Consider the following 12,283-nt stretch of genomic DNA (forward strand, 5'->3'; position numbering starts at 1 on the left):
GGAGCACGGCCACCCGGCAGCCGTCCACCCGGGGCCAGACCACCCGGCGCCAGACCGCCCGGTAGCCGACCACCTGGTGCACGCCCGCCCGGCAATCGCCCGCCCGGTGCGCGCCCTCCGGGTACACGTCCGCCCGTGGCCCGCCCGCCGGGATGGCGGCCACCGCATTCGCGGCCACCGGGTTGGCGTCCTCCCTACTACCCGCCGCCATATGCCCGGCCGCCGCACCACTACTGGGGCGACTACTACTACTCGCCGAATTGGGGATGGTTCTTTACCGCCGCCCTCGCCGGCTCGACCCTCGCATTTGTGGCCGACCTGCCCAGTGAAGGTGATTGCGAACCCGTACAGAGCGAAGGTGAAACGCTCTACAATTGCGACGGGGTTCTCTATCGCTCAACCTATTATCAGGATGAAACCGTATACGAGATCCTGTCGGACCCCGAGCAGGCGCAAACCGTCGCGGAACCGACCAGCGTCGTGGGTCTGACGCTGACCGAGCCGCTGACCCGCGGCGCCGTCGTGCGCGATCTGCAGAATCGCCTTACGGGTGCAGGTTACAGCGTCGGTTCCGTTGACGGGGTATTCGGTCAGGACACGGCCAATGCCCTTGCATGGTTCCAGTACGACAACGGGTTCGAGGCGACCGGCGTGGTCGATGTGGCCACCGCCGAAGCGCTGGGCTTCAGGCCACCGGGTACGACACAACCGGCCGCTGCAAGTGTCGACGCGGTCGAAGATGCGCAATCGGGGGCCGAAGAGGCGTCATCCGACCCTGAGGCGACACCGGCGCAACCGGCAGAGCCCGAGGCGGAAGGTCAGGCCCCTGCCCCGGCCAATGGCGACGCCGTACCGCGCGCCGATGGTGACCCGGTTGCACCGCAGTCGGAGGACGGCGCAGCTGCGCCTGCCCCTGCCCCAGCGAGTGACGCCCAGACAGGGACACCAGAGGATCAACCGTCAGCCACCGGAGGCCAAGCCGCGAACGAAAAGGCCCCGCCTGCCGATGGCGACCGGGTTCCACCGACGGACGACACCGACGCGACAGAGTGACGTCCAGACCTACAGCGCGGCGCTGGGACGTTCGCGCATCCGTTGGTGCCACCCGGTCAGGGCGGCATGATCTTCGGGGACGGGCATCCGGATCACACGGGCAAAATCGACCGCGACCAGCAAGGTGATATCGGCCAGCGAAAAAGCCTCACCGGCGACGAAAGGCGACTCTGCCAGATGGTCGTTCATCATGCCATAGAACTGACCCAGCCGCGCTTTGCCTCGTTCGGCCAGCTCCGGAATCTGGGCGTAATTCTGCGGCCCGGGCAGAGCCCGATCCTTCATGCGCGGGCTTGAATTGCGCAACGCCTCGGCAATGGCCATGAAACCCTGCTGCTCGATGATCGCCGTCCACATCATGACCAGTCCCTTCTCGTCGGGGGTCCGTCCCATGAGCGGCGGTTCGGGGTGCGCGGCTTCGAGATATGCGGCGATGCCGAGATTCTCGGTGATGACGGTGCCTTCGTCGGTGACCAGCACAGGAACGGTCGCGCGCGGATTCACCTGCAGGAATTCGGGCGCGAGCTGCGCCCCTTCGGCGATGGAAATCTCCCGCGTTTCGATATCAAGCCCTTTTTCGGCGATAAAGATCCGGGCACGGCGCGGGCTTGGGGCCGTTGCGCAATCGTAAAAGATCATTGGTATTCCTCCCTGTTCGCACAGAACACTACGCGCCTTCGTCACCGCCGGGCCAGAACCCATGCCACCAACCCCGATGTGACCCTGCGTTCAGCGCAGCGCGGCCGAGACGGCGCGGGCGATAACCCGCTCTTCATCCGTGGGAATGACAAGAACGGGCGTGCGTCCCGAAGAGATAACCCTGTCGCCTGCTGAATTGGCGGCGGAATCGATTTGCAGCCCAAGGAACCCCAGCTCGTCGGCGACCCGCGCCCGGATGGGGGCGGCATTCTCGCCGATACCGCCGGTAAAGACCAAGGCATCGAGTCCACCCAGAACAGCGGCCATGGCACCCAGTTCGCGGCGGATGCGGAACACGTAATAATCGATTGCCTGCGCCGCCTCGGGCGCATCGCTGGCCAGAAGGGTCCGCATGTCGTGACTGATGCCCGATAACCCCTTCAGCCCACTCTCCTTGTACAGCATGTCGCCCAGTTGCACCGGGGAGTAGCCCTGATCCAGCAGGTAAAGCATGACACCGGGATCAAGCTGGCCGCAGCGAGTTCCCATCGGCAGCCCGTCCAGCGCCGAAAACCCCATGGTCGACCCGATGGACCTGCCGCCCTTCACCGCGCACATCGAGGCGCCATTGCCAAGATGTGCGATCACCACCCGCCCGTTTGCCAGATCCGGATGATCCGTGACCAAGCGGCCCGAGATGTAATCATAGCTGAGGCCATGAAACCCGTAGCGGCGAACACCCTCGTCATAGAATCGCCGTGGCAAGGCAAACGCATCGTTCACGAAGGGATGACCCTTGTGAAACGCGGTATCGAAGCAGCCGATCTGCACTGCCTGCGGAAAGGCATCCTGCGCCGCGCGCACAGCGGCCAGGTTGTGCGGCTGGTGCAAGGGCGCCAGCGGCACCAGCGCGTCGAGTTGATCCATGACCTGCGGCGTCAACTCCGTCGGCGCGCCAAAGGTCTTGCCGCCATGCACTATGCGGTGGCCAACACCGGCTACGGCGCGACCTTCTAGCATCGGCGCGACAACGTCGAGGATGGCCCGAACGGCGCGGCCGTGATCGGCTGGACCTATCTCGGTCGTGGTCTTGCCGTCCTCGCCGCGAAGGACCATCCGCGCGAGCGGGCCGATATTCTCGATCTGTCCAAGCTGTCGCAACTGCGGCTCTTCTCCGCTGCGATACAAGCCAAACTTGATCGAGGAACTGCCTGCATTGAGGGTGAGGATGTCGCTCATCTCCGGCCCTTTCCAGTTGCGAGTTGGAAACTGTTGCCCGAAAGTTCAGCGCCGGTAGACGAAGCAGCGCCCTGGCACCGCACCCGGCGGCAGGGGCAACTCTTCGAGCGTTTCGAAATACATTCGGTCGGACGACACCATCAGCCCGCCCTTGCCGAGCAGCGGCTCGACCAGCGGCGAGATCAGGCGAGCAAAGGCGTCGTTCTTCTCCCGGTTATGCCCCCCCAGGTCGGCATGGATCAGGCTGGCCGTCGCCCCGAAACGATCAAGCGCGGCAGGAAGCGTTTCGCGCACATCGCCAAGGATCAGCTGGTGGTCATCGGGGGTCGAGTCGGGATGCGATGCAACGGCACGTTCGAACACATAGATGTCCCTGCCGGTCACATGTGTCTTTAGATGGTGATAGGTCCGCCCGTTACCGAGCCCCAGCTCAAAGATCGGACCGCGCTGCGCAGCCGTCTCGGCGATGGCAAAGTCGAGGCAGGCCCGCTGCGAAACCATGCGGTCGATGAATAGGTCGAGACGGGATTGGGTGTCGGGCTGGGCATCAGGCGCAGTCTGGGTCACGGGCGCGCATCCTTTGCTGGTTCGGCGGCTTGCCCACGTGATGCCAGACACGGACACGGTTGTGTAGACGGCAGCACGGTGCTGCGGCCATTTTCCTCACATACGGCCCCGTGAAAAGAAGGGTTTGACTTGACGCGCCGGGCCGCGCGAAGGTGTCGGCAAAAATGGGGAGATCAGACGCAGATGGAGGGATTGGCTCAGACCGGTCTACGGCCTGAATGACACCTCTTTTGTCAGTACGCGACCTGAGCATCGGCTTTGGCGGCGGCGACCCGGTCGTGCGGGACGTCAATTTCGACGTGGCGCACGGCCAGACGCTGGCATTGGTCGGTGAAAGTGGTTCGGGCAAGACGATCACTTGCCGCGCGGTACTTCGTATCCTGCCGCGTGCGGCACAGGTGCGCTCGGGTGAAATCACGCTGAATGGGCCGGGCGGGTCGCTGGCCTTGTCGAGCCTGTCCGAACGCCAGATGCGCGACGTGCGCGGCGACAGGATCTCGATGATTTTCCAGGAACCGATGCGTTCCCTGTCGCCCTTGCACCGGATCGGCAACCAGGTGAGCGAGGTTCTCTGGCTTCACCGCGGCGCATCCGAAAAGGAGGCGCGCGAACAGGTACTGGCCACCTTCGCAAGGGTGGGTTTTCCCGATCCCGAACGCGCCTACCGCTCCTACCCGTTCGAACTGTCCGGCGGCATGCGCCAGCGTGCGATGATCGCCATGGCGATGGTCGCCAAGCCCGAACTGCTGATCGCGGACGAGCCGACCACCGCGCTGGACGTCACGACGCAGGCGCAGGTTCTTGGCCTGATCAAGGAGTTGCAACGCGAGACCGGAATGGCACTGATCCTCGTCACTCACGACCTAGGCGTGGTCGCCAACATGGCCGAGCATGTCGTTGTGATGCACAAGGGCCGCGTGATGGAGGCCGGTCCGGCCGCGCCGGTTCTGGGCGCGCCCGCTCATCCTTACACCAAGCAATTGTTCAACGCCGCGCCGTCGATCCCGGCAGAGGTCGCCCCGGAACCGCCCCTGCCCGAAGAGGACCTGATCCTGGAGCTAAACGGCGTTTCCAAGACCTACACGATGCGGGCAAAGTCCGCGTGGAAACCCGACCTCCTGATCCATGCGTGCCGGGGCGTCGACCTGAAACTGCCACGCGGCAAGACGCTGGCCATCGTCGGCGAGTCCGGCTCGGGCAAGACGACCGCCGCGCGCATCGCACTGGGGGCCGAACCGCCGGACCCCGGCGGCGAGGTTCTGTTCCGCCCTCGACCCGGCGCCGAACCGATGCAGGTGCACAAGATGACCCGCGCCGAACGGACCGCGTTCCAGCGCGAGGCGCAGATGGTGTTCCAGGACCCCTACAGCTCGCTCAGCCCGCGGATGCGGGTTCAGGACGCGATGACCGAGCCGCTGGAAATCCACGGCATCGGCACCCGTGCAGAACAACGCGCGCGAGCCGAAGAAATGCTGCGCCGCGTGGGACTGAACCCCGACATGCTCAAACGCTATCCGCACGCCTTCTCGGGCGGTCAGCGGCAGCGTCTGTCGATTGCACGGGCGATGATGCTGGACCCTTCGCTCATCGTCTGCGACGAGCCGACTTCGGCGCTCGATGTCTCGGTGCAGGAGCAGATCCTGACCCTTCTCGAGGAAATCCGCGACAGCATGAACCTCAGCTACCTGTTCATCAGCCACGATCTGGCGGTCGTGGCGCGCATCGCGGACGAGGTGGCGGTGATGCGCCAAGGCCTCGTGGTCGAGCAAGCACCGCCCAACACCCTGTTTCACAACCCCCAGCACCCCTATACCCGCGCGCTGATCGCGGCACAGCCCGTTCCCGATATCGACCGCCCCATTGACCTGGGGCTGGTTGCACAGGGCGCGGGCTCTCCTGAAACCTGGGGAGAACCCTTTCGTTTCGGCGACTCCGTGATACCTTCACTGGTAGAGCTGGAACCCGGCCATAAGGTACGTTGTCATGTTTGAACGTTTTCGTAGATCCCTGTCCCTCGCTTCGGCCCTCGTGATGACCGCGCCAATCGCGTGGGCGAAAGACCTGCCCGCGCTACAGGAAGGGTCGTTCTGGAAGACCGAGGTCGAGGCGGGCGACCTGCCCCCGATCGCCGAAAGAATCCCCTCGGACCCGGTCGTTGTCGATCTCGAGGCCAAGGGACGCGAATTCGGGCGCGAAGGCGGAACCCTGCGCACCATGGTCACACGATCCAAGGACATCCGGCAGATGGTCGTTTACGGCTACGCCCGGCTGGTGGGGTACGATCAGGACTACAACCTCGTTCCCGACCTTCTGGCGGATTTCGAGAACGAGGCGAACCGCAAGTTCACGCTGCGGCTGCGCGAAGGCCACAAGTGGTCGGACGGCGCACCGTTCACCTCGGCGGATTTCGCCTATTGGTGGAATGACGTCGCGAACAACGAACTGCTCAGCCCGGCCGGGCCGCCGGACTTCCTTCTTGTCGATGGCGAAGCGCCGCAAGTCAGCTTCCCCGACGAGACCACTGTGATCTTCGAATGGTCCAAGCCCAATGCAAACTTCGTGCAGACGCTGGCACAGGCGCGGCCACCCTTCATCTATCGCCCGGCGCATTTCCTGAAACAGTTTCACGTGGCATTCGCCGACGAGCCCGCGTTGAAGGCCGCCGTGGACGACGCCCGGGTCAAGAGCTGGGCAGCGCTGCACAACAAGCTCGACAACATGTACAAGTTCGACAATCCCGACCTGCCCACGCTGCAGCCGTGGATGAATGCGACGGCCGGCAAGAAGATCCGCCACGATTTCGTGCGCAACCCCTATTTCCACCGCATCGACGCGCGCGGTGTGCAACTGCCGTATATCGACACGATCGAGATGGAGATCGTGGCGCCCGGCCTCGTTGCTGCCAAGGCCAACGCGGGCGAAACTGACCTGCAGGGCCGCGGTCTGGATTTCCGCGATGTCTCGATCCTGAAAAAGGGTGAGGCTGCGGGCAACTACAAAACCTACCTGTGGGAAACCGGCGTCGCCTCCCAGATCGCCATCTATCCCAACCTCAATTACGAGGACGATGCTTGGCGCGAATTGCTACGCGATGTACGGGTACGGCGCGCGTTGTCGCTGGCAGTGGACCGCAACACGATCAACCAGGCCCTCTACTTCAAGCTGGCGAAACCCGGCTCCATGGCCGTCTTGCCCGCCTCGGAGTTCTACAACGAGGAAAACACCGCCGCCTGGGCCGACTATGACATCGAGCAGGCCAATGCGCTTCTCGATGCCGCCGGACTGGACCAGCGTGACAAGAACGGCATCCGCCTGCTGCCCGATGGCCGCCCGATGGAGTTGATCGTCGAGACCGCCGGCGAACGGCAAGAGGTTGAAAACGCGCTTCAGATCGTAACCGATAACTGGCGCGATGTCGGGGTCAAGCTGGTGATGCGCCCGCTCGACCGCGACATCCTGCGCAATCGGGTCTTTGCCGGAACCACCATGGCCGCCGTCTGGTTCGGCTGGGATAACGGTATCCCGCAGGTCTACACCTCGCCCGCCTATCTGGCTCCGACCGACCAGGTCTTCTTTGCCTGGCCGAAATGGGGGCAATTCCATCAGACTGCCGGCGACGCCGGCGAGGCGCCCGACCTGCCCGCAGCGCAGCGCCTGATGACGCTGGCCCATGACTGGGAAATCGCCGAAACCGACGAAGCGCGCGCCGCCGCCTGGCGCGAGATGCTCGCGATCCACGCCGACCAGGTCTATGGAATCGGCATCCTGTCTGGCGCGCCGCAACCCATCGTTGTGTCGAACCGGCTGCGCAACGTGCCGGAAAAGGGCCTGTGGGCCTGGGACCCCGGCGCTCATTTCGGCGTGCACCGGATGGACGAGTTCTTTTTCGCCGAATGATGCCCAAGTGATCGGACCCAGCTGAATGGCACTTCTGCGCTACTCGATCTACCGCTTCGGCACGATGATCCTGACCCTGCTGGTTGTGTCGGTTCTGGTCTTCGTCATCATCAACCTTCCGCCCGGCGACTACCTGTCGAACCAGATCGCCGAGCTGCAGGCCTCCGGCCAGTCCGCCGGTGTCGAAAAGGCCGAGTTCCTGCGCCGCGAATACGCGCTGGACCGTCCGCTCTGGCAGCAATACCTGATCTGGATGGGCTTCATCCCCGGCCCGCAGGGCTTCTCGGGCCTGATACAGGGTGACCTCGGCTGGTCCTTCGAATTCGACCGCCCCGTGGCCGAGATCGTGGGCGACACGCTATGGCTCACCGTCGTCGTGAACCTCGCTGCCGTGGTCTTCGTCTACATCGTCGCACTGCCTCTCGGCGTTCTTGCCGCCGCTCGCTCGCGAACATGGGTCGACTATACATCCGCCTTCATCGGCTACCTTGGCCTGGCGACGCCCAATTTCCTTCTTGCGCTGATCCTCTACTACTACGGGCGGCAATACCTCAACATTCCAATCGGTGGCCTGATGGACCCGATCTACGAGGGCCAGCCCCTGACTTGGGAAAAGCTCAAATCTGTTGGCATCCACCTGATCGTCCCCACCATCGTGATCGGCACGGCGGGCGCGTCGGCAATGATGCAGCGCCTGCGGGCAAACATGCTGGACGAACTGGGCAAACCTTACGTGGAAACCGCAGTGGCCAAGGGCATGTCCCCCTCGCGAATGCTGACCAAGTATCCGCTGCGCGTTGCCTTCAACCCGTTCGTGGCCGATATCGGGAACCTGTTGCCGTCGATGGTATCGGGTTCGGTCCTCGTGTCCGTGGTCATGGGCTTGCAGACGATCGGGCCAACGCTGCTGACCGCGCTCAAGACGCAGGACCTGTTCCTGTCGGGCTTCGTTCTGATGTTCGTCGCGCTCCTGACCCTGATCGGTACGATGATTTCGGACATCCTGCTTGTCCTGCTCGATCCGCGCATCCGCTATGAGGGCCGTGAAACATGACCGATCTGCCCGACGGCCGTTACGTCGACGACGCGCCATACGATCCGCAGGCCTCGATCCAGCAACTGGAACGGCGCGACCTCGACGCACCCAACTGGGTCCTGGTCTGGCGCAAGTTCAAGACGCACAAGCTGGGCCTCGTATCGGGTCTCTTTCTGCTGGTCTGCTACCTCATGCTGCCCTTCGCGGGGTTTATCGCGCCCTACGGCCCGAACGAGCGCAACGGCGACCATCTCTACGCCCCGCCGCAGGCGGTGCACTGGTTCCACGAGGGAGAGTTCATCGGCCCCTTCGTCTATCCCACCGTGGCCGAGGCTGATCTGGAAACCTTCCAGTGGAAATTCGTTGCCGATGAAAGCGACCCGAGACCATTGGAATTCTTCTGCGAAGGGACGACCTACAAGCTTGCCGGCCTGATCGAAAGCGACACACATCTTTTCTGCCCTCCCGATGGCGCCACCTTGTTCCTGTGGGGGTCCGACAGGCTTGGACGCGACGTGTTCAGCCGCATTCTCTACGGCGCACAGCTTTCACTGACCGTCGGCCTGATCGGTATTTCCGTTTCGTTTTTCCTGGGCATCCTTCTGGGCTCGATGGCAGGGTACTTCGGCGGGCGCATAGACTGGGTCATCAACCGCGTGATCGAGATCCTGCGCTCACTTCCCGAACTCCCGCTCTGGCTTGCCCTTTCGGCGGCGGTGCCCTCCAACTGGTCGCCGGTTGCAGTGTTCTTCATCATCTCGGTCATCCTCGGCATCCTGGACTGGCCGGGATTGGCACGGGCCGTTCGGGCGAAATTTCTCAGCTTGCGTGAAGAGGAATACGTACGCGCGGCCGAGATGATGGGCGCGCCCTCCGGTCGGGTGATCCGAAAACACCTGCTGCCCAATTTCATGAGCCACCTGATCGCGAGCGCAACGCTCTCTATACCGGCCATGATCCTGGGTGAGACGGCCCTGTCCTTCCTTGGTCTCGGCCTCCGGGCGCCTGCGGTCAGTTGGGGCGTCATGCTCAACGACGCACAGAACCTCGCCTCGATCGAGATCTACCCGTGGACGGCCATTCCGATGCTTCCGATCGTCGTGGTCGTTCTCGCCTTCAATTTCCTGGGCGACGGCTTGCGTGACAGTCTCGACCCGTACCAGCAATAAGGCCAGTCCAATCGGGGGCTCTGCCCCCGTCGCCGCCTGCGCGGCGACTCCCCCGGGATATTTAAGGCAAGAGGAAGCAGCTTGTCCCGCCTCTGTCTTTCCTCTTGCAGGAAATATCCCGGAGCGCGAGGCAGAGCCTCGCATGCGCCCGCAAAGGGCGCACAGCTGAAATGCACCGTGCGCACAGCGCACGGCCGGGCCCAACCCCGAGGAGGGCGCGCGGCAGCGCGGTCCCGCAGGGGGCGGGAGCATCCGTTTAGCGGTCGTCGCCGCCCGGTCCCATTTCGTCGAGCATGTCCTCGTCAATGGCGGCCTGCACGGCGCCCGTGACCGCCTCGCGTTGCTTCGGGGTCAGGTCCTCGGCCTGTTCGTCGGCCAGGCGCACGGTGACTTCGCGATGTGCGAAACGAATGCCTTCCCGCGCAAAAAGCTCGCGGATTTCCTGGTAGACCTTCTTGCGAACCAACCACTGATCGCCTGGCTTGGTCATGAATTTCACCCGGATGATCATCGCACTGTCCTGCATCTCGATCACGCCTTGGCTCTTGAGCGGCTGGATGAAATTCTCGCCGATGACCGGATCGTCGAGCAGTTGCTGCCCAAGCTTCTTGATCAGCTTGCGGACCTTTTCGACATCGGTGTCATAGGTCACGCGCAGGGGCAGCTTCATGATCACCCAGTCACGCGAATAATTGGTCAGAACCTTGATCTCCCCGAACGGAATGGTGTTGAGCGCGCCGAGGTGGTGGCGCAGCTGGAAGGAACGCACCGAGATTTTCTCGACCGTTCCCTTCACATCGCCGATATCGATGTACTCGCCTTTCCGGAATGCATCGTCGATCAGGAAGAACGCACCCGAAAAGATGTCGCGCACCAATGTCTGGGCGCCGAAACCCACCGCGATGCCCACGACGCCGGCACCGGCGAAAAGCGGGCTTACATTGATCCCCAGCTCCATCATCGCGATCAGGACGATCGAGATGACGACCACCGCAAGGATCGCTCCCCGGAACAGCGGCAGCAGGGTTGCGAGCCGGCTCTGACTGGCTTCGCCGCCTTCATCGCCCAGTTCGGCCTCTGTCACCTCGCTTTGCTCTTCGGCAATCTTGTCGTCGATCCAGATCCGGAACAGGTGGAACAGGACGTAGCCGATCAGAACGATCACCAGCACATCCAGCGCGGTCCGCAGCGGCGTATCCTCACTCAGGGCCGCATCCGGGTACCATATCGCCAGGAGCGCATAGGCGCCGACGGTAAAGGCAACAATGCCCGCTATGCGTCGTGCAAGATCCTGGAAGCTCCGGATTGGGTGGCCGGTCGCCATCTCCGTCCCGATACCGTCGGTCAGCACCTGCTGCCGCCCGCGACGAATGGCGCGACGCTCGAAATAGCGTTCCACCGCGTAGTTCAGAACGCCATAGGCCACGACTGCCGACATGAATATCGTATAGGTGCTGGCAATGGGCGGCGCACCGATCGGCAGGTCCATGACCAGCCGGAATGCAAGATCGGCCCAGCTGCCCAGCACAAGCAGGATGATCGCAGGGGCCCACGCCACGGAAATGACGCGTAGCAGCCACGAGACGCGCTCGGGCAGCAACCCGCCGCGGATCGCGTTTGAGATCGCTCGAGCGTTGAACAGCACCAGCATCACGTTGAGCACGGCAACGGCGAGGGAGAGCGCACCGTAGAGGATGGCATAGATGTTATAATTGAGGCCGAAATCCGCGATCCACGTGCTGAAGATCACCACGGAAATGTCGAAAAAGGCCAGCGTGGACGCCCAGAAGTACAACTTTCTCGCGTCGCGATCGGAAATGACCGGGATGCGGTACTGGCTGAGGAAGGGCGACAGGATCATCCGCCACAGGTCCGAGATCGTGCGCGTCAGAAAAAACACGGTGAAAATCGCGGTGACGGTGAACTGCATTGCCAGGTTGTCGCGCGCCGGAAACAGGATGGCGAGACCGATATAGGCCACCACCATCCCGAACAGCGTACCGCCGATCCCCATCACGAACCGGAACACGAGGAAAGGCATCTTTCCGCTATAGCCCTGCGGGTTCTCGCGCACCCGCGAGACGACGAAATTGCGCGCGATGCGTTTGCCATAGATCTCGCGGACGGCGAACCAGGCGACGCCGAACATGACCAAGGCTCCGAAAAGCAGTTCGACAAACGTCATGATGCGGCCGTCGGGGCTGGTAGCGCGCAGGATGTAGCTCACCTCGATCACCGAGTTCGGCAGCATCTCGACCCGGTCCGACAGTTTGTCGGTAAACAGGTCGATGCGGGATTGCGCCTTCATCAACGACGAGGCACCCGCCATCGGGTCCGATGCAGCTGCGGGATCGGCCCCGGCCTGTGTGCCGTTTGCAGTCACCGTGCCGTCCGGCCCCACGATGATCACGCTGGCGCCCGCCTCGCTTGCGGCGCGAATGGCATCGGCCAGAGCATCCGGATCCTCCTTGGATGCGGCGCTGGTCGGCACGCCTGGAATCTGCGCAGCCAAAGGCTGACCAAGGATCATGGCCATGAGAGAGAGCACAAGAGCCAGCCAGAAGGTCGGCGCGATCAGGCGGCGGTGGGGCCGGGTAGAAATCATCGCAGGGTCTTTCCATCAGTCCGTTCCAGGCAATCTAGACCCAAGGCGCGATGTCGCACAAACGCCAAAACAGCTTGA

The 12,283-nt window shown here is 63.2% G+C and carries 9 protein-coding genes; 5 read left to right on the plus strand and 4 right to left on the minus strand.

Features of this window, described 5'->3' with window-relative positions; translation table 11 throughout:
- Positions 1 to 135 precede the first annotated feature (135 nt).
- Entirely contained in the window at positions 136 to 1,053 is a 918-nt protein-coding gene (locus ACFORG_RS11610; protein ID WP_386735634.1) for a peptidoglycan-binding domain-containing protein, read from the plus strand.
- A 9-nt stretch (positions 1,054 to 1,062) separates the two neighbouring features.
- Here the strand turns inward: ACFORG_RS11610 and ACFORG_RS11615 are convergent, their stop codons facing one another.
- The 3 genes from ACFORG_RS11615 to ACFORG_RS11625 form a co-directional block, all read right to left on the minus strand.
- Positions 1,063 to 1,692 (minus strand): glutathione S-transferase family protein, encoded by a 630-nt coding sequence (locus tag ACFORG_RS11615; RefSeq protein WP_386735635.1) that lies wholly within the window; start codon positions 1,690 to 1,692, stop codon positions 1,063 to 1,065.
- A 90-nt stretch (positions 1,693 to 1,782) separates the two neighbouring features.
- Positions 1,783 to 2,931, minus strand: coding sequence for an acetate/propionate family kinase (locus ACFORG_RS11620; protein ID WP_386735637.1), 1,149 nt, complete (start codon positions 2,929 to 2,931; stop codon positions 1,783 to 1,785).
- 45 nt (positions 2,932 to 2,976) lie between these two features.
- Positions 2,977 to 3,498 (minus strand): class I SAM-dependent methyltransferase, encoded by a 522-nt coding sequence (locus tag ACFORG_RS11625; protein ID WP_386735638.1) that lies wholly within the window; start codon positions 3,496 to 3,498, stop codon positions 2,977 to 2,979.
- Positions 3,499 to 3,716: 218 nt separating this feature from the next.
- Here ACFORG_RS11625 and ACFORG_RS11630 point away from each other — a divergent pair, with 218 nt between their 5' ends.
- The 4 genes from ACFORG_RS11630 to ACFORG_RS11645 are packed head-to-tail and all read left to right on the plus strand — an operon-like array spanning position 3,717 to position 9,600.
- Entirely contained in the window at positions 3,717 to 5,489 is a 1,773-nt protein-coding gene (locus ACFORG_RS11630) for an ABC transporter ATP-binding protein (RefSeq protein ID WP_386735640.1), read from the plus strand.
- On the plus strand, positions 5,482 to 7,395 hold the full coding sequence (locus ACFORG_RS11635) for an ABC transporter substrate-binding protein (protein WP_386735642.1): 1,914 nt from the start codon (positions 5,482 to 5,484) through the stop codon (positions 7,393 to 7,395). The genes ACFORG_RS11630 and ACFORG_RS11635 overlap by 8 nt, the downstream gene beginning before the upstream one ends.
- Positions 7,396 to 7,420: 25 nt before the next feature.
- Complete coding sequence (locus ACFORG_RS11640; protein ID WP_386735644.1) at positions 7,421 to 8,449, plus strand: ABC transporter permease; 1,029 nt, start codon at positions 7,421 to 7,423, stop codon at positions 8,447 to 8,449.
- Complete coding sequence (locus tag ACFORG_RS11645) at positions 8,446 to 9,600, plus strand: ABC transporter permease (RefSeq protein WP_386735645.1); 1,155 nt, start codon at positions 8,446 to 8,448, stop codon at positions 9,598 to 9,600. Before ACFORG_RS11640 ends, ACFORG_RS11645 begins: the two co-directional genes overlap by 4 nt.
- A 256-nt stretch (positions 9,601 to 9,856) precedes the next feature.
- Here the strand turns inward: ACFORG_RS11645 and ACFORG_RS11650 are convergent, their stop codons facing one another.
- The gene (locus tag ACFORG_RS11650; RefSeq protein ID WP_386735646.1) at positions 9,857 to 12,205 is read right to left on the minus strand and encodes a mechanosensitive ion channel family protein; all 2,349 of its coding nucleotides are present in this window, start codon (positions 12,203 to 12,205) and stop codon (positions 9,857 to 9,859) included.
- Between the last annotated feature and the right edge of the window lie 78 nt (positions 12,206 to 12,283).

The organism is Lutimaribacter marinistellae, assembly GCF_042648365.1.
Classification (GTDB): domain Bacteria; phylum Pseudomonadota; class Alphaproteobacteria; order Rhodobacterales; family Rhodobacteraceae; genus Lutimaribacter_A; species Lutimaribacter_A marinistellae.

Excerpts from the sequence above, each read along its gene's own strand:
- ACFORG_RS11615 (WP_386735635.1), bottom strand. The coding sequence starts at position 1,692 with ATGATCTTTTACGATTGCGCAACGGCCCCAAGCCCGCGCCGTGCCCGG.
- ACFORG_RS11620 (WP_386735637.1), bottom strand. The coding sequence starts at position 2,931 with ATGAGCGACATCCTCACCCTCAATGCAGGCAGTTCCTCGATCAAGTTT.
- ACFORG_RS11630 (WP_386735640.1), top strand. The coding sequence starts at position 3,717 with ATGACACCTCTTTTGTCAGTACGCGACCTGAGCATCGGCTTTGGCGGC.
- ACFORG_RS11635 (WP_386735642.1), top strand. The coding sequence starts at position 5,482 with ATGTTTGAACGTTTTCGTAGATCCCTGTCCCTCGCTTCGGCCCTCGTG.
- ACFORG_RS11640 (WP_386735644.1), top strand. The coding sequence starts at position 7,421 with ATGGCACTTCTGCGCTACTCGATCTACCGCTTCGGCACGATGATCCTG.
- ACFORG_RS11645 (WP_386735645.1), top strand. The coding sequence starts at position 8,446 with ATGACCGATCTGCCCGACGGCCGTTACGTCGACGACGCGCCATACGAT.
- ACFORG_RS11650 (WP_386735646.1), bottom strand. The coding sequence starts at position 12,205 with ATGATTTCTACCCGGCCCCACCGCCGCCTGATCGCGCCGACCTTCTGG.